This window comes from Streptomyces sp. Rer75 (genome assembly GCF_013414305.1).
In the GTDB taxonomy this organism is placed as follows: Bacteria; Actinomycetota; Actinomycetes; order Streptomycetales; family Streptomycetaceae; genus Streptomyces; species Streptomyces himastatinicus.
This window is the reverse complement of record NZ_CP058693.1, coordinates 3,805,482-3,823,379: the sequence shown is the minus strand read 5'-3', so window position 1 is coordinate 3,823,379 and position 17,898 is coordinate 3,805,482. Positions and strand designations below refer to the sequence as shown.

The window sequence follows — 17,898 nt, the reverse complement described above, 5'->3', positions numbered from 1 at the left end:
GGCACGCATGAGTGAGCCGTACGACCTGATCACGATGGGCCGCATCGGAGTGGATCTCTACCCGCTGCAAACCGGAGTGCCGCTGCCGCAGGTCGAGTCATTCGGAAAGTTCCTGGGGGGCTCGGCGACCAACGTCGCGGTGGCCGCGGCCCGGTTCGGCCACCGCTCCGCGGTGATCAGCCGCACCGGGGCGGACCCCTTCGGCGAGTACATCCACCAGGAACTCCAGGGATTCGGCGTGGACGACCGCTTCGTCACGCCGGTCGAGGACTACCCGACCCCGATCACCTTCTGCGAGATCTTCCCGCCCGACGACTTCCCGCTCTACTTCTACCGCCGCCCCAAGGCCCCCGACCTGGAGATCCACCCCGGCGAGCTGGACCTCGACGCGATCCGCGCCGCCCGGATCTTCTGGATGACCGGCACCGGCCTCAGCGAGGAGCCCAGCCGCGGCAGCACCCTCACCGCCCTCGCCCACCGCGCCAAGAGCGGCATCACCGTCTTCGACCTCGACTGGCGCCCCATGTTCTGGAAGGACCCCGAGACGGCGCGCCCCTTCTACGCCGAGGCCCTGCGCCACGCCACCGTCGCCGTCGGCAACGTGGACGAGTGCGAGATCGCCACCGGTGTACGGGAGCCGAAGGCATGCGCCCAGGCCCTGCTGGACGCGGGGGTCGAGCTGGCCGTCGTCAAACAGGGCCCCAAGGGGGTCCTCGCCGTGCACCGTGACGGCACCGCCACCGAGGTCCCGCCCGTCCCGGTCGACGTCGTCAACGGCCTCGGCGCGGGCGACGCCTTCGGCGGCGCCCTGTGCCACGGGCTGCTGGCGGGCTGGGACCCGGAGCGGATCATGCGCTACGCCAACGCGGCGGGCGCGATCGTCGCGTCCCGCCTCGCCTGCTCCTCCGCGATGCCGACGGAAGCCGAGGTCGACGCCCTGCTCAGCCAGTAGCGACGCGGCGCGCCCGCGGGGTGCCTCCGGCGCTCGGGCACCCCCGCTCTTCCGGCGAACCGAGCCCTCAAAATAGAGAGGACCCTGCTTTGAGCATCAGCATCTCCGACCTCGTGACGGTGCGGAGCCGCCACCCGGAGGCCATCGCCGAGGCGGCCGCCCGCCGGGTCCGCCGCCCGCTGATCGGCGACAGCGGCCGACTGATGATCGTGGCCGCCGACCACCCGGCGCGCGGCGCCCTCGCCGTCGGCGGGCACAAGCTGGCCATGGCCAACCGGGCCGATCTGCTGGAGCGGCTGTGCGTGGCGCTGTCCCGCCCGGGCGTCGACGGCGTGCTGGCCACCGCCGACATCCTGGAGGACCTGCTGCTGCTCGGCGCCCTCGACGGCAAGGTCGTCATGGGCTCGATGAACCGCGGCGGGCTGGCCGGTGCCTCGTTCGAGCTGGACGACCGCTTCACCGGCCACCGCCCCCAGGACATCGCCCGGCTCGGCTTCGACGCCGGAAAGCTGCTGCTGCGGGTCGACTACGACGACGCCGGGTCGCTCAACACCATGCTCACCACGGCCCGCGCCATCGACGAGATGGCGGAGCGGCAACTGCCGGTGTTCGTCGAGCCGTTCATCTCCCGCCGGATAGACGGCAGGGTCTCCAACGATCTGAGCGCCGAGGCCGTCACCAAGTCCATCGCGATCGCCTCCGGGCTCGCCGGGACCTCCGCGTACACCTGGCTGAAGGTGCCGGTCACCGAGGACCCGGACGAGATGGCCGCCGTCATGGAGACGAGCACGCTGCCCGCGGTGCTGCTCGGCGGCGAGGTGGGGAAGGACCAGGAGGGGGCGTACGAGAAGTGGCGCAAGGCGCTGCGTCTGCCCACCGTCCAGGGCCTGGTCGTCGGCCGCTCGCTGCTCTACCCGGCGGAGGGCAGCGTGGAGACCGCCGTGGACACCGCCGTCGGCCTGCTGTGAATCGGCCCGCTGTGGAATCGGCCCGCTGTGAATCGGCCCCGGAACCGGAGGAAACACTGACGCCATGACCACCAACGAACCTTCCCTTGGCTTCCATGTGCAGGCCGGTAAGGCGGCCGACGGCCCGTATGCGCTGGACATCGATCCCGGGCGGGCCGGCTGGGGCTACTCCAGCCTGCGCGTGCTCGACCTGCCGCCCGGCGGCTCGCACCAGCTGGCCGCCGGCGACAGCGAGTGGATCGTGCTGCCGCTCAGCGGCGGCTGCACGGTGATCACCGAGGGCGAGACCTTCGAACTGCACGGCCGGACAAGCGTGTTCAGCGGGGTGACCGACTTCGCGTACGTCCCGCGCGACGCGCACGCCACGATCGCCAGCGGCGCCGGGGGCCGCTTCGCGCTCACCGGCGCCCGCTGCGAGCGGCGGCTGCCCGCCCGCTACGGGCCCGCCTCCGCCGTCCCCGTCGAGCTGCGCGGCACCGGCAACTGCTCGCGCCAGGTCAACAACTTCGGCGCCGCGGGTGTCTTCGAGTGCGACAAGCTCATCGCCGTCGAGGTGCTCACCCCCGGCGGCAACTGGTCCTCGTACCCGCCGCACAAGCACGACGAGTGCCGCCCCGGCGAGGAGAGCGAGCTGGAGGAGATCTACTACTTCGAGATCGCCGAGGCCCACGGCAACGAGGGCGTCGGCTACCAGCGGGTCTCGCCCTCCGGCCACGGCCGCAACACCGATGTGCTGGCCGAGGTCCGCTCCGGTGACGCGGTCCTCATCCCGGACGGCTGGCACGGCCCGTCCATCGCCGCGCCCGGCCACGCCATGTACTACCTCAACGTCATGGCGGGCCCCGGCGAGGAGCGCGCCTGGCTGATCTGCGACCACCCCGACCACGGCTGGATCCGCTCCACCTGGCCCGACCAGCCCGTCGATTCCCGCCTTCCGCTGTACGAAGCCCCTGAAGCTCCCGCCCCTGAAGCTCCCGCAGGAGACGCCCGATGACCACCCGCCGCCTCACCGTCGCCCAGGCCCTGGTCGAGTTCCTGGCGCACCAGTACACCGAGAGGGACGGGCAGCGGCACCGTCTGATCAACGCCACCTGGGGCATCTTCGGCCACGGCAACGTGGCCGGGCTCGGCCAGGCGCTGCTGGAGGCCGGGCAGGACACCATGCCGTACCTCCAGGGCCGCAACGAGCAGGCGATGGTGCACGCCGCGGTCGGCTACGCCCGCCAGTCCAACCGGCTCGCCGCCCAGGCCGTCACCACCTCCATCGGGCCCGGCGCCACCAACCTGGTCACCGGCGCCGCGCTGGCCACCGTCAACCGGCTGCCGGTGCTGCTCCTGCCCGGCGACATCTTCACGACCCGGCCCGCCGACCCCGTCCTCCAGCAGCTGGAGGTGCCGTACGCGGGCGACGTGTCCGTCAACGACGCGCTGCGCCCGGTCTCCCGCTACTTCGACCGCGTCGTACGCCCCGAGGCGCTGATCCCGGCCGCGCTCGCCGCGATGCGGGTGCTTAGCGACCCGGCAGAGACCGGCGCGGTCACCCTGGCCATGCCGCAGGACGTGCAGGCCGAGGCGTTCGACTGGCCGGAGGAGTTCTTCGCCGACCGGGTGTGGCGGGTGCGCCGCCCCGCCCCGGAGCACGCCGAGACCACCGCCGCCGCGCAGGTGATCCGCGCCGCCCGGCGCCCGCTGGTCGTCGCGGGCGGCGGCGTCCACCACAGCGAGGCCGAGGGCGCGCTGCTGGCGTTCGCCGACGCCACCGGCATCCCGGTCGCCTCCACCCAGGCGGGCAAGGGGTCGCTGCGCCACGACCACCCGGCCGACATCGGCGGCATCGGGCACACCGGCACCGCGGTCGCCGACGACCTGGCCCGCACCGCGGACCTGATCATCGGGGTCGGCACCCGCTACAGCGACTTCACCACCGCCTCCGCGACCCTCTTCGCCCACCCCGGCGTCCGGTTCCTCAACCTCAACATCACCGGCTTCGACGCCCACAAGCTGAGCGCCACCACGCTGGTCGCCGACGCCCGCGCCGGGCTGGAGGCGCTGACCGCCGAGCTGGCCGGTCACCGCGTCGACGAGACGTACGAGGCCGAGTACCGCACCGGCAAGGCCCGGTGGGAGCGCCTGGTGGACGCCGCGTACGCCGCCGAGGACCCCTCCGCGCGCCCCTCCCAGACCCAGGTGCTGGGCGCGCTGGACGCGGCGGTCGGCGACGACGACGTGGTGATCAACGCGGCGGGCTCGCTCCCCGGCGACCTGCACAAGCTGTGGCGGGCCCGCTCGCCCCGCCAGTACCACCTGGAGTACGGCTACTCCTGCATGGGCTACGAGATCCCGGGCGCCATCGGCGTACGGCTCGCGGCCCCCGACCGCCCGGTGTGGGCGCTGGTCGGGGACGGTACGTACCTGATGATGCCGACCGAGATCGTCACCGCGGTCCAGGAGGGCATCAACATCAACATCGTCCTCCTCCAGAACCACGGCTACGCCTCGATCGGCGGTCTGTCGGAGGAGACCGGCGCCGAGCGGTTCGGCACCGCCTACCGCTTCCGGTCCGCCGACGGCATGTACACCGGCGATCCGCTCCCCGTGGACCTGGCCGCGAACGCCGCCTCGCTCGGCATGGACGTGCTGCGCGCCGCGACCGTGGCCGAGCTGCGGGAGGCGCTCGCGAAGGCCCGCGCCTCGGACCGTCCCACATGTGTCTATGTGGAGACCGAAACGGGCGACACAGTGTCGGGCGCACCCGACGCACAGGCGTGGTGGGATGTGCCCGTAGCCGAGACCGCGACCCGCCCGGCTGCCGTGAAGGCCCGCGAGGAGTACGACCGGCACGCCGCAGGCCGCCGCCGCCACCTCTGACGTTTTTCGAGAGAAAGGCTCCGCACCCATGAAGACCGTCAACCACTGGATCGGCGGAAAGTCCGTCGAGGGCACGTCCGGCAACCACGGCCCGGTGTACAACCCCGCCACCGGCGCCCAGGACACCCGGGTCGCCCTCGCCTCGGTCGAGGACGTCGACGCGGCCGTCGCCGACGCGAAGGAGGCGTACCGGTCCTGGGGCACCATCTCGCTGTCCAAGCGCACCGCGATCCTCTACAAGTACCGCGAGCTGCTGGACGCCCACCGCGACGAGATCGCCGGGCTGATCACCGCCGAGCACGGCAAGGTGCACTCGGACGCGCTCGGCGAGGTGGCCCGCGGCCTGGAGATCGTCGAACTGGCCTGTGGCATCGCCGAGAAGCTCAAGGGCGAGCTGTCCACCCAGGTCTCCACCGGGGTCGACGTCTCCTCGATCCGCCAGCCGCTGGGTGTCGTCGCGGGCATCACGCCGTTCAACTTCCCGGCCATGGTGCCGATGTGGATGTTCCCGGTGGCCATCGCCTGCGGCAACACCTTCGTCCTCAAGCCCAGCGAGAAGGACCCGTCGGCGTCCTTCCGGCTGGCCGAGCTGGCGGCCGAGGCGGGGCTGCCGGAGGGTGTGCTCAACGTCGTCAACGGCGACAAGGTGGCCGTGGACCGGCTGCTGGAGCACCCGGACGTCGCCGCGGTCAGCTTCGTCGGCTCCACCCCGATCGCCAAGTACATCCAGTCCAAGGCCGTCGAGCACGGCAAGCGGGTGCAGGCGCTCGGCGGCGCCAAGAACCACATGCTGGTGCTGCCCGACGCCGACCTGGACTTCGCCGCGGACAACGCGATCAACGCGGCCTACGGCTCGGCCGGTGAGCGCTGCATGGCGGTCTCCGTCGTCGTCGCCGTCGGCGACATCGGCGACGAGCTGGTGAAGAAGATCGCCGACCGGGCCGCCAAGCTCCGCATCGGCCCCGGCAACGACCCGTCCTCCGAGATGGGCCCGCTGATCACCAAGGAGCACCGGGACAAGGTCGCCGGTTACGTCCACGGGGCCCCCGCCCAGGGCGCCGAGGTCGTCGTGGACGGCACCGGCTACACGGTCGAGGGCCACGAGAACGGGTTCTTCATCGGGGTCTCGCTGCTGGACAAGGTCCCCGCCACGGCCGACGCCTACCGTGACGAGATCTTCGGCCCGGTGCTGTGCGTGGTTCGCGCCGAGACGTACGACGACGCCATCGAGCTGATCAACTCCTCGAAGTGGGGCAACGGCACCGCGATCTTCACCCGCGACGGCGGCGCCGCCCGCCGCTTCCAGCTGGAGGTCGAGGCGGGCATGGTCGGCGTCAACGTGCCGATCCCGGTGCCGGTGGGCTACCACTCCTTCGGCGGCTGGAAGGACTCGCTCTTCGGCGACCAGCACATCTACGGCAACGACGGGGTGCACTTCTACACCCGCGGCAAGGTCGTCACCACCCGCTGGCCGGAGCCGTCGGAAGAGGTCGGCATCAACCTGGGCTTCCCCAAGAACCACTGATCGCCTGACGGTCGCGTCCCCCGCCGGTCCCCGACCGGCGGGGGATTCGCCATGCCGGATTCGCTCGTGTCGCAGGGCAACCATCCACCCCTGTTGTAGGTCTTCTTGAGTGTTCGCCCGAACAATGGGCACACGACCACATTCAGGGGGATCTCCTATGCTTCGTACCCTTCGCTGCTCCGCGGCCGCGCTCGGCCTCGGGCTCGTGCTGGCCGCGGGCGCACCCGCCACCGCCGCACCCGCCACCGCCGCACAGAAGACGGATCCGAACGGCCGCTTCACCGCCGAGGAGATCCACCACTTCCTTGAGGGCTTCTACGGCAACCACGGGCCGCGCCCCTGGGAGCGCGAGAACCTGGTCTCCGACCAGCTGAAGGAGCGGATCGCCCAGACCCCCGACTACGACCTGCTGCTGTGCGCGCAGAACGAGCCGCGGGACATCGAGGTCGGCGAGGTGACCACGGCCCAGTCCGCACGGGTTGGCTGGGCGACGATCACCACGTACTGGGGCCAGGGCTCGCCGAGCTCCTTCACCGCGTACGTCGACCTCGACGCGACCCGGCCCATCGAACTGCTCGACGTGGACTGCGCAACACCCGAGGGCTGACGCGGGCCGAAAGTGCGGGAAAGCGAGGAATCGGCCAGAGACGGCCGGTTCCTCGCTTGCAGATCAAGGTCGTAGTCTCGCCGTATGAGCTGGTCACACGCGCTGAAGCAGACGGCCCAAGCGGGTTTGACGATCGAGCGCATCCGGCTGGAGCCGCTGGTCGCGGTCCGTGGCGCCTGCGGTGTGGCGATCGTCATCGGGCTGACCCTCTGGTTCGGCTCGCCGACCCTCGCGGTGTCGTCTGCGTTCGGCGCGTTCTCCGCCGGGATCGCCATCTTCCAGAAGAGCTGGCGCCCCCGCCCGGAGCTGGCGCTGGCCGCGGCGTCCCTGCTCGCGGTCTCCACCTTCCTCGGCTATCTGGCCGCCGCCCACGTCGCCACCTTCGTCGTGATGCTCGCCGTGTGGACGCTGCTGACCGGCATGTCGTGGGCGGTCGGCCCGGTCTCCGGGCTGGTGTCGACCCAGATGGTCGCGGTGATGCTGGTCACCGTCACCCTCCCCACCTCGGTGCTCGGCGCCCTGGAGCACGCCGCGCTGATCGGGGTCGGCGGCGTCGTCCAGGCCGCGCTGATCGTGCTCTTCCCGGTGCGGCCCTGGGGTGTGCAGCGCGACGCCCTCGCGGACGCGCTCGCCGGCGTGGCCGACTACGCCCGGCGGCTGCGCCACGACCCGCAGGCGCCGTTCGACCCGCAGCCGCTGATGGACGCCCGCAGCGCCGCCGCCGTCACCCCGCGCGCGGCGAAGCGGCGCCCGAGGCAGCTGCGCGGCTACCGGCTGCTGGCCGAGCGGATCCGGCCGGTGCTCGCCTCGATGGCCGACCCGGTGGTCGGCGCCCCGATGCTCGGGCCGGAGCGCGACCGGGTGCGTGAGCTGCTGGCCGCGACCGCCACCGTGCTCGACGCGGTGGCCCACGCCGTCCGCCGGAGCAAGCCGGTCCGGCTGCCGCCCGAGGCGATGGCGGTGCTGGAGGTGCCGGAGAGCGGCCCGATGCTCAACGGGGCGGCCCGCCGCGCCGCGCTGAAGCTGATGGCCTTGGTGAACGACGTCGTGGAGTCCTCGGACGAGCGGGTGGAGGCGGTGACCTCCGAGGGCACCAAGGACCGCCGCCATCTGCCCCGCCCCACCGTCCCCGGCCTGGTGCCGGTGGCGCTGCGCGCCCTGCGCCGCGAGGCCCGTTGGGACTCGCGCATCCTGCGGCACGCGGTGCGCCTCACGGTGGTGGCGGTCTGCGGCTATCTGCTGGGCGCCGTGCTGCCGTTCGGCCACGGCTACTGGGCGCCGCTGACCTCGGTGATGGTGCTGCGCCCGGACTTCGGCCAGACCTTCTCGCGCGGGGTCGCCCGCTTCTGCGGCACCCTGGCCGGGGTCCTGATCGGCGGGCTGGTGGTGACGCTGGCCCACCCGGACCCGTATGTGAGCGCCACGCTGGCCGTGGTGTGCGCGGCCTTCATGTTCATGCTGCTGCGCACCGGCTTCATCGTGGCCTCGCTGTGCGTGAGCGCGTACGTCGTCTTCCTGCTCGGCATCGCGGGCGCGGAGGTCGGCCAGACCGTTCAGGCGCGGGTGGCGCTGACGCTGCTGGGCGGGCTGATGGCGATGGCGTCGTACGTGGTCTTCCCCGCCTGGGAGACCCCGCTGCTGCGCGACCGGCTGGCCGACTGGCTGGCCACGGGCGGCCAGTACGCCATCGCCGTCTTCGACGCCCACGCCCGCCCCGCCGAGCGCCGCCCCCGCCAGGTGCGGGAGGCCCTGCTGGACGCGCGGGCGGCCCGCAGCGAGTACGAGCAACTGGAGGGCCGGGCCCGCCGGGAACCGGTGCGCCACCGCGGGCTCGGTCGCCGGGCGGCGCAGGCGGCGCAGACCGCGCTGTCCACCACGGGCCGGGTCACCATGCTGCTGGAGGCGCATCTTCCGGACCGCGACGCGGCCCCGTCGCCGGAGGCCGAGGAGTTCGCGGCGGCGCTGCGGACGGCGGTCCCGAAGGCCGCGGAGGCGGTACGGGAGCGGCGGCCACTGGACTGGACCGCCGTACAGGAGTCGCTGGAGCACTGGCAGGAGCGCGCCGGGGAGCGGCAGGGGGTCGCGGTGCGCAGTGCCGAGCTGCTGGTGGAGGCGCTGGACGACCTGGCGGAGGCGCTCGCGGGGGGCGCGCGGCAGCAGCGCGCACTCCAGGACCCCACTCGTGGGGGTGACCCCTCGCATTAGGGGTGCCCCCTACATCAATTGTCGTGTTAGAACATTTGGGGCAGCCTGTTCCGGCGCATCTTCCGGTGCGTGACGGTGTGTTGAGCGGCTGTCGCGACGGCGAACCTGATGAGGGAAAGACTTTTCACGTACATGGGTGCTCAGCAAGAAGACAGCGTCTGGATACGACGGTTCCATCCGGCACCCGACAGCCGTGTGCGGCTGGTCTGTCTGCCGCACGCCGGGGGTTCGGCGTCGTTCTTCTTCCCGGTGTCCCAGGCGCTTTCGCCGTCCGTCGACGTCCTCTCCCTCCAGTATCCGGGGCGTCAGGACCGGCGTCTCGACCCGCGGATCGAAAACATCGGCGAGTACGCGGACGCCATCGCCGCGGAGTTGAAGCCCTGGCTCGATCTGCCGATCGCCTTCTTCGGCCACAGCATGGGCGCCGTCCTCGCGTTCGAGGTGACGCGCCGGCTGGAGGCGGCCGATCCGGAGTTCTCCCCGGTCGCTCTCTTCGCCTCGGGCCGCCGGGCGCCGTCCCGTTACCGGGACGAGAATGTGCACCGGCGCGATGACGACGGCATCGTGCGCGAAATGAAGGTGCTGAGCGGAACCGATGCGCGGGTCCTCGGAAATGAGGAGATCCTGCGCATGGTGATGCCCGCGATCCGCAGCGACTACAAGGCGATCGAGACCTATCGCTCCGAGCCCGACGCCGCCGTCCGCGCACCGATCACCGTGCTGACCGGCGACAGCGACCCCAGGACCAGCCGGGACGAGGCGGAGGCGTGGCGGTCGCACACCACCGGCGCGTTCGACATCAGGGTGTTCTCCGGCGGTCACTTCTTCTTGGCCAACCATCAAGCGGAGATTACGAACCTGGTATCCGAGGCGCTTTCGGCGTCGAGGCCCTGACCCGGCCTCACCCCGGCGACGATTCGTCAGCACGATCGAGCACGAGCGAAACACAAAAGACGCCCTGCGTCACGTTTCCTGCCCTCGGCGTCACCGCCGGGGGCATGAAGTGATGCTTCATCGGGGGATGAATCCTGTGCCCGCAAACCTTTTCGAGTGGGAGAGCCGCCTCTCCGTCCTGCGTGAAATGCTGCACGGCGCCACACAGGGCAGGGGTCGGCTGGCGCTTGTCAGCGGCGCGGTGGCCAGTGGAAAGACCCGGCTGCTGGACAGCTTTGCCGAACAGGCAATCGAGAGCGGTGCGTTGCTCCTCGAAGTGACCGGTTCGCGAGCCGAACGTGAACTACCCTTCGGTATTCTCCGGAAGATCTTCGATAACGCCGCGATGCCCCCGGACGTCCGCTCCGAGGCCGTCACTCTGCTTTCCGGCATCGGTCCGGAGAGTACCGCCGCGGCGCGCATGCACGTGATGTCCCAGATTTCCTCGGTGCTGCTGCGGCTGGTCGATGAACGCACCCTCGTGATCGCCGTCGACGATGTGCACTGCGGTGACGACCATTCCCTGCAATTCCTGCTCCACCTCGCCCGCCGGGTCCGCCAGGCGAGGGTTCTCATCGTCCTCACCGAATCCCCCCGGCTGCGCCAGCAGCAGCTGACCTTCCACGCCGAACTGCTCCGCCAGCCCAACTGCGTGCGGATGCGGCTGCCCATGCTCACCGAGGCGGGCGTCGCCGAGGCGCTGTCGAACACGCTGTCCGCCACCGTCGCCTCCCGGCTCGCCCCCGAATGCCACCGCCTCTCCGGCGGCAACCCGCTGCTGCTGCGCGCCCTGCTGGACGACTGGCGGGCCGGTGGCGAACACGGCGAGGCCCTCCAACGCCCCGCGCCCGGCGAGGCGTTCGCCCAGGCCGTCCTCGGCTGCCTGTACCGCGGCGAGCCCGATGTGGCGGCGATCGCCCGCGGCGTGGCCGTCCTCGGCGACGCCCGCTCCCCGCGCTCCTTGAGCGGCCTCCTCGACCTGAACGTCGGCACGGTCGAACAGGGCGTCCAGGACCTGCACGAGTGCGGGATCCTGGAACACGGCCGGTTCCGCGACGAGGTGGCCCGTACCGCCGTACTCGACGCGGCCCCCGCCGCCCTCCGCCACGACCTGCACGCCCGGGCCGCCCGGCTGCTGCACGCCGACGGCGCCTCCGCGCTCGACGTCGCCCGCCATCTGGTCCGCGCCCGCCAGGACGGCGAGCCCTGGACCGTGCCCGTCCTGCGCGAGGCCGCCGAATACGCGCTGGTGCAGAAGGAGATCGACGTCGCGCTCCGCTGCCTCGAACACGCCCACCACGCGTGCGAGCCGGGCCCCACCCGCACCGCCCTCAAGGCGCGGCTCGTCAGCGTCGCCTGGCGGGTCGGCCCGGCCGTCGCCGAGGGGTATCTGCCGTCGCTCACCGAGGAGGCCGAGAAGGGCTGGCTCGCCCCGCGCGACATCGCCCCCATCACCTCGTACCTCGCCTGGTCGGGACGGCTGGACGCGGCCGCCGACGCCATCACCGCGCTGAGCCGCATGGCGGGCCCCGGCGCCACCGACGGGGGCGACCCCGCGATGAGTGCCGCCCTCTCGGCCTCCGTCCAGTGGCTGACGATGCTCAGCCCGCCGCTGCGCGACCGCCTCCCCACCCTCGGCGCGGGCGCCGCGAAGGCCACCGGCTCCCCCCACGACGTGGCCGACCTCGCCCACGCGCACGCCGCCGCCACCCTGTCCGCCGCCTTCACCGAGGGCCGGGCCGACCAGGCGGTCATCGAGGCCGAACGCGTCCTCCAGCGCTACCACCTCGGCGACAACACCCTCCAGCCGCTGGTCATCGCCCTGTACGCGCTCGTCGTCGTCGACCGCCTGGACCTCGCCCTGTCCTGGTGCGAACGGCTGCTCGGCGAATGCTCCTCCCGCAGCGTCCCCGCCTGGCAGGCGATACTGTCCGCCGTACGGGCCGAAATCGCCCTGCGCCAGGGCGACCTCCAGGTCGCCGCGCACCAGGCGCGCAGCGCCCTGGCGCAGATCCCCGCCCCGGGCTGGGGTGTGGGCATCGGCCTGCTGCTGTCCGCGCTGATCCAGGCCGAGACCGGGATGGGCCACCACGACGAGGCCATGGCGCTGCTCGAACAGCCGATCCCCGACGGGCTCTTCCGCACCGTTCCCGGGATGTACTACCTGCGCGCCCGCGGCCGCTGCCACCTGGCCACCGGCCGCTACCACGCCGCCCTCGGCGACTTCCAGGCGTGCGGGGAGCTGGCCGAGTCCTGGCGCATGGACACGCCCCTGCTGACGCCGTGGCGGCTGGACGCCGCCGAGGCGTGGCTCGCCCTCGGCAACCCCGCCCAGGCCCGGTCCCTCGCCGAGGAACAGCTGCGCCGGGGCGCCGGTGACACCCGGCTGCGCGGCGCGCTGCTGGTCGTCCTGGCCCGCACCGACCAGCTGAGGCGGCGGCTGCCCCGGCTCAAGGAGGCCGTCGAGGTGCTGGAGGGCGGCGACGACCGCATCCAGCTCGCCGTCGCCCTCGGTGAACTCGGCCGCGCCTACCGTGCGCTGGGCGACTTCAACCGGGGCCGGGTCTTCGTCCGCAAGGCCTGGCACGTGGCCAAGACCTGCGGCGCCGAGCCGCTGTGCCGGGAGCTGATGCCCCGGCAGGCGGACTCCGGCGAACTCGCCCCGGCCCCCGCCCAGCCGGGCGGCGACGCCGAACCGCAGCGCGATGTGGAGGCGTTGACGGAGGCGGAGGTGCGGGTGGCGCTACTGGCCGCGCACGGCAACACCAACCGGGAGATCGCCTCCAAGCTGTTCGTCACCGTCAGCACGGTGGAGCAGCACCTGACCCGCATCTACCGCAAGCTGAACGTCAAGCGCCGCCGCGATCTGCCCGCCAAGCTCTCCGACAGCAGCCTGACGGGCACCGTATAGGCACGGTCAGGACAGCGGGCGGTTCAGGGGTTCAGGACAGCAGCCCGCGCTCCATCGCCGTCATCACCGCCGCCGTGCGGTCGGAGACGCCGAGCTTCTTGAACGAACGCAGCAGATGCGTCTTCACCGTGGCCTCGGCCACGAACAGCCTGGCGCCGATCTCCGCGTTGGTCAGCCCCTGGCCGACCAGCCGCAGCACCTCGCGCTCACGGCCGGACAGCGGGGACGGCTCGGCCACCCGGGTGCGCAGCAGCTTGCCCGCGAGGGACGGGGTGAGCACCGTCTCGCCGCGCGCCGCGGTCTGTACGGCGCCGATCAGCTCCTGGCGTGAACTGCCCTTCAGCAGATAGCCCGCGGCGCCCGCCTCGACCGCGCGCAGGATGTCGGAGTCGTCCTCGTACGTGGTCACGATGACGACCTTGCAGCCGGGCACCTTTCGCAGGATCTGCGTGGTGGCCTCGACCCCGTCCATCCCGCCCATGCGCAGGTCCAGCAGGATGATGTCCGGCCGCAGCGCCATCGCCTGGACGACCGCCTCCTCACCGGAACCGGCCTGTCCGACGACGGTGATGCCGTCGGCGGACTCCAGCATGGCGCTCAGGCCCTCCCGCACCACGGGATGGTCATCCGCCAGCAGGACCCTGATCGGCTCGCTCGGCTCTGCCTCAGCCATTCACTGCCTCCCCGGCCAGCGCCGTCGCCGGCACGTTCACCTCGACGGTGGTGCCCCGTCCGGGGCTGCTGGTGATGGACGCCATTCCGTCGATCTCCTCCATCCGGGCCTGCATCCCGCGCAGCCCGTACCCTTCCTGCGTGCCGTCCGGGGTGAAGCCCTCGCCGTCGTCGCGGATCAGCAGCCGGACGCCGGACTCGTCGAAGACCACGATCACATCCACCGTACGGGCCTGCTTGGCGTGCTTGCGGACGTTCGCGATCGCCTCCTGCACCGAGCGCAGCAGCACGACGCTGACGGCCATCGGCATGGGCTGCTCCTCGCCCCTGACCGAGCACCGCACCTCCAGGCCGGTCTCGGCGATCAGCCCGTCCGCCTGACGGCGCACCGCCTGCACCAGCGAGCCGCCGCGCAGCGCGGGCGGGGTGAGGGCCGCCACGAAGTCACGGGCCTCCGCAAGGGACTCCTTGGCCACCCGCCCGGCCAGCGACAGATGGTTCACCGCCTGGTCCGGTGCGCCGTGCACCTCCGACTCCGCCGCCTGGACCAGGCTGATGATGCTGGTCAGGCCCTGCGCGAGGGTGTCGTGGATCTCCCGGGCCAGCCGCTCGCGTTCGGCGGAGATACCGGCCTCGTGGGACAGCCGGGCCACCCGCTCCCGGCTGCGCCGCAGTTCCTCGATGAGCAGCCCGCGCTCCTTGCTCTGCCGCACCACCCGCTTGATCCACAGGCCCAGCAGCACCGACAGCGCGATGCTCAGCAGCGAGACGGGCAGCACGCCCCAGACGCTCAGGCCCAGCGCCTCACCGCTGACGGCCACCACCAGGACGGGGCACAGATTGGCGGTCGTGGCCATCGCGACCGCCCAGCCCATCGGCAGGCTCATGATCAGCATCGGGATGACCGCGAACAGCGCGAAGGCGCCCACCAGGTTGAACGCCGTGGTGACGGAGAACAGCGCCACCAGCCCGATGGCGAAGACCTGGTTGCGCGGCCCGTAGGTGTCCTCGATCATCAGGGCGCGGCCGAGCGCCGCGTACCAGGGCACCGTCAGCGTCAACGAGCCGATCGCCACGGCGGCGAGCGGCTGGGAGCCGCCGGAGAGCAGCAGCAGGGTCGCGGTGACGAGGTAGGAGACGGCGAAGAAGCCGTCCCAGAGGCCGAACCAGCGGGTTCCGGACTCGGGACCGTAATACGCGCCGGTCGCCGATTCCTCCCCCGGAGAGTGAGTGCGCACGGCCTCAGTACTACCACGCGTGTCCACCGTGTCCACCGGACGGTTGACAGGGGGAACCCACCGTTCGGTCGTCCCGTGGCGCGCGCTCCGCTTCTAGCGTTGGTATCGGTTAGACAGCACGTGTCAAGCCACGAAGCACGTCGTCCCCCTGGCTTGAAAGAAGGTCACCTATGCCACAGATGAGTCAGTTCATGTCCGCGCTGATCGCGAGCGGCACGATTCTGATCATCATCCTCGCGACCGACATCGGACGCCGCCGCATCACCACGATGCGCATGGTGCGCTCCGTCATCGCGGTCGCCGTGGTCATCGCGATCTTCGTCGAGTCGTTCCCGACCAAGGGCAACGACCTGTCCCTCCAGCTCCTCGGCGTCGGCACCGGCGTCATCTGCGGGCTGATCGCCGGTGTGCTGCTGCCCGCCTTCAAGGACTCCTCCTCCGGCGAGCTGTACACCATCGGTGGCATCGGCTACGCCCTGGTGTGGATCGTCCTCTCCAGCGGGCGCATCATCTTCGCCTACGGCGCCGAGCACTGGTTCACCATGGACCTGGTCAAGTTCTCCATCGACTACAAGATCAGCGGCCAGGACACCTACGCCAACGCGTTCGTCTTCATGTCGCTGGCCATGGTGCTGACCCGTACCGCCGTCCTGCTCGCCAAGATGCGCAAGCTGAACGCCGGGAACACCACCGGCGGCGGTCAGTCGGCCGAGCCGGCCACCAGCGGCGCCTCGGTCTGAACCGAGCCTGGTTTCATGGTCCACCAGTCCCGGACGGGGCAGGCGCGACGACGTCTGACGCAGGAACAGGGTGAAGCAGTGGAACACAACGACAATGTGAGGCTCCGGCCTCCTCGCCACCGGGTCGACCGCCGTGCTCTCGGCTGGTGGACACTCCAGTCGTCACTCTTCGCCCTGCCCCTGCCGCTCACCTTCGGCATCCTGTGGGCCTCGATTCCCCCCACGCGAACGTTCTTCATGTGGGCCACGCTGATCTCGCTGGTCCCCGGGATCCTCTACGTGGCGGTCATGCCCGCCTGGCGCTACCGGGTGCACCGCTGGGAGGCCACCGACGAGGCCGTGTACGCGGCCTCCGGGTGGCTGTGGCAGCAGTGGCGGGTCGTCCCGCTGTCCCGCGTCCAGACGGTGGACACCCTGCGCGGCCCGCTCCAGCAGATGTTCGGCCTCTCCGGCATCACCGTCACCACCGCCTCCTCGGCGGCGGCGGTGAAGATCAAGGGCATCGACCACAAGATCGCCGGGGATCTGGTCGAGTACCTGACCAGGACCACCCAGGCCGTACCGGGAGACGCCACATGATGGCCAACACCGACGTGCGGCGGCCCGCCCACGCGGCGGGCCGTGACTGGGAGCGGCTGAACGGCCGGCTGCTCCTGGTCAACCTGTCCATCCTGGCCGCGCCGCTGGCCATGTTCTTCGCCAGCCTCGCGATCACCGGCGGCAAGACCAACCTCCAGATCATCATCACCCTCGGCTCGCTGTTCGTGACCTTCCTGGTCATCAGCGGCATCGGGCTGATGCGGCTGTTCACCACCCGCTTCCGGCTCACCGAGGAGCGCTTCGAACTCCACTCGGGCCTGGTCTTCCGCAGCCGGCGCTCGATCCCCGTCGCCCGCATCCGCGGCGTCGACATGACCGCCAACCCGGTCCACCGGCTCTTCGGCCTCACCACGCTGCGGCTCGACACGGGGGAGCAGAGCGACAACGCGGGCCGCCGGTTCTCGCTCGACGGCATCACCCGGGCCGACGCCCGCGAGCTGCGCCGCCGCATCATCGCGCTGCGCGACGCGGGCCAGGCCCGCCCGGTGGCCGACAGCGACGGCCGCCTCTGCGAACTCGACTGGTCCTGGCTGCGCTACGGCCCGCTGACCGTCTGGGGCGTCGGCGGTGTCCTCATCGCCGCCAGCAGCGTGTACCGCACCCTGCACGAGATGCAGGTCGACCCGCTCGAATGGGGCATCGTCAAGGACCTCCAGAACCGCTTCGGCTCCGTCCCCCTCTGGTACGGAATCCTGGTGTGCGTCGTCGTCCTCGTCGCCCTCGGCATGGCGGGCTCCACCGCCACCTTCATCGAGAACTGGTACGGCTACGAACTGCGGCGCGAGGACGGCGGAATCCTCCGGGTCCGCCGCGGACTGTTCGCCACCCGCTCCGTCAGCATCGAGGAACAGCGCCTGCGCGGCCTCGAACTGGTCGAGCCGATCCCGCTGCGCTGGGCCAAGGGCGCCAAGCTCAACGCCGTCGCCAGCGGCCTGGGCAACCTGGAGGACAACCGCAGGCGCCGCGGCCTCACCCCGCCCGTCCCGCGCGGCGAGGCCCTGCGGGTCGCCGCCGAGACGCTGCCGGTGGGCCCCGGCCTCATCGAACGCCAGGGGCTCACCCGCCACCCGCAGGCCGCCATGTGGCGCCGGGTCAACCGCGCCCTCCTCTGGACGGCCCTGATCATCGCCGTCCAGATCGGCCTCGGCGTGTGGCTCGGCTCGTGGCTGATCGTCATGGGCATCTTCTCCGGTGCCGTGCTGCTGCCGCTCCTCATCGGGTTCGCGCTCGACGCGTACCGAGCCCTGGGCCATGGCATCCGCGGCCGCTATCTGATCGCCTCCAGCGGTACGTTCGCCCGCCGCACCGCCGCCCTCCAGTGCGACGGAATCATCGGCTGGACCATCACCCGGTCCGCGTTCCAGCGCCGGAAGGGGCTGCTCACCCTCGGCGCCACCACCGCCGCGGGCGACGGCGTGTACAAGGTCCACGACGTGACCGAAAGCCAGGGAATCGCCCTCGCCGAGACCGCGGTACCGCGGCTGCTGGCGCCGTTCGTCGAGCGGGTGCCCGACGGACACCGACCCCACTAGACCAACTGGCGATCCCCCGAGAGGTGGAGGGGCGGACCGAGAGGCCGCCCCTCCACCTCTGAACGTGACTGAAGGTCTTTATTTTTGCGAGTTCCTTGTCGCCACCGGAATTCTCGTGCACTCTGGTTAATTAAACGCGGCCATTGT

At 71.5% G+C, this 17,898-nt stretch carries 14 protein-coding genes; 12 read left to right on the top strand and 2 right to left on the bottom strand.

Annotation, left to right across the window (positions count from 1 at the left end; translation table 11 throughout):
* The first annotated feature begins 7 nt into the window (after positions 1–7).
* The 9 genes from iolC to HYQ63_RS45625 all read left to right on the top strand — a co-directional run bounded on the left by iolC (position 8) and on the right by HYQ63_RS45625 (position 12,969).
* Positions 8–952 carry a 5-dehydro-2-deoxygluconokinase gene (gene iolC, locus HYQ63_RS15710; protein WP_179934379.1) on the top strand — a complete coding sequence of 315 codons (945 nt, stop codon included), beginning with the start codon at positions 8–10 and terminating at the stop codon, positions 950–952.
* A gap of 89 nt (positions 953–1,041) precedes the next feature.
* Positions 1,042–1,920: a deoxyribose-phosphate aldolase gene (locus tag HYQ63_RS15705; RefSeq protein WP_179934378.1), complete on the top strand. Its 879-nt coding sequence runs from the start codon at positions 1,042–1,044 to the stop codon at positions 1,918–1,920.
* A 64-nt stretch (positions 1,921–1,984) separates the two neighbouring features.
* On the top strand, positions 1,985–2,914 hold the full coding sequence (iolB, locus tag HYQ63_RS15700; protein WP_179934377.1) for a 5-deoxy-glucuronate isomerase: 930 nt from the start codon (positions 1,985–1,987) through the stop codon (positions 2,912–2,914).
* Positions 2,911–4,788: a 3D-(3,5/4)-trihydroxycyclohexane-1,2-dione acylhydrolase (decyclizing) gene (gene iolD, locus HYQ63_RS15695; RefSeq protein ID WP_179934376.1), complete on the top strand. Its 1,878-nt coding sequence runs from the start codon at positions 2,911–2,913 to the stop codon at positions 4,786–4,788. The genes iolB and iolD overlap by 4 nt, the downstream gene beginning before the upstream one ends.
* Positions 4,789–4,816: 28 nt before the next feature.
* A complete protein-coding gene (locus HYQ63_RS15690) occupies positions 4,817–6,313 on the top strand; it encodes a CoA-acylating methylmalonate-semialdehyde dehydrogenase (RefSeq protein ID WP_179934375.1) in 1,497 nt (498 codons plus the stop codon).
* A gap of 157 nt (positions 6,314–6,470) precedes the next feature.
* Complete coding sequence (locus HYQ63_RS15685; RefSeq protein WP_179934374.1) at positions 6,471–6,920, top strand: hypothetical protein; 450 nt, start codon at positions 6,471–6,473, stop codon at positions 6,918–6,920.
* Between the two features lie 84 nt (positions 6,921–7,004).
* Positions 7,005–9,125, top strand: coding sequence for an FUSC family protein (locus HYQ63_RS15680; RefSeq protein ID WP_179934373.1), 2,121 nt, complete (start codon positions 7,005–7,007; stop codon positions 9,123–9,125).
* A 132-nt stretch (positions 9,126–9,257) separates the two neighbouring features.
* Positions 9,258–10,019: a thioesterase II family protein gene (locus tag HYQ63_RS15675; protein ID WP_179934372.1), complete on the top strand. Its 762-nt coding sequence runs from the start codon at positions 9,258–9,260 to the stop codon at positions 10,017–10,019.
* Between the two features lie 127 nt (positions 10,020–10,146).
* Positions 10,147–12,969: a helix-turn-helix transcriptional regulator gene (locus HYQ63_RS45625; RefSeq protein WP_179934371.1), complete on the top strand. Its 2,823-nt coding sequence runs from the start codon at positions 10,147–10,149 to the stop codon at positions 12,967–12,969.
* A 31-nt stretch (positions 12,970–13,000) separates the two neighbouring features.
* Here HYQ63_RS45625 and HYQ63_RS15665 read toward each other — a convergent pair whose 3' ends face one another.
* Positions 13,001–13,642, bottom strand: coding sequence for a response regulator transcription factor (locus HYQ63_RS15665; protein WP_179934370.1), 642 nt, complete (start codon positions 13,640–13,642; stop codon positions 13,001–13,003).
* Positions 13,635–14,879, bottom strand: a complete 1,245-nt coding sequence (locus HYQ63_RS15660; RefSeq protein WP_257231881.1) for a sensor histidine kinase — start codon at positions 14,877–14,879, stop codon at positions 13,635–13,637. Before HYQ63_RS15660 ends, HYQ63_RS15665 begins: the two co-directional genes overlap by 8 nt.
* Before the next feature lie 170 nt (positions 14,880–15,049).
* Between HYQ63_RS15660 and HYQ63_RS15655 the strand changes: the two genes are divergently transcribed.
* The 3 genes from HYQ63_RS15655 to HYQ63_RS15645 all read left to right on the top strand — a co-directional run bounded on the left by HYQ63_RS15655 (position 15,050) and on the right by HYQ63_RS15645 (position 17,751).
* Complete coding sequence (locus HYQ63_RS15655) at positions 15,050–15,619, top strand: hypothetical protein (protein ID WP_257231880.1); 570 nt, start codon at positions 15,050–15,052, stop codon at positions 15,617–15,619.
* A gap of 78 nt (positions 15,620–15,697) precedes the next feature.
* Complete coding sequence (locus HYQ63_RS15650) at positions 15,698–16,198, top strand: PH domain-containing protein (protein WP_009717819.1); 501 nt, start codon at positions 15,698–15,700, stop codon at positions 16,196–16,198.
* Positions 16,195–17,751, top strand: coding sequence for a PH domain-containing protein (locus HYQ63_RS15645; RefSeq protein WP_257231879.1), 1,557 nt, complete (start codon positions 16,195–16,197; stop codon positions 17,749–17,751). The genes HYQ63_RS15650 and HYQ63_RS15645 overlap by 4 nt, the downstream gene beginning before the upstream one ends.
* Positions 17,752–17,898 lie beyond the last annotated feature (147 nt).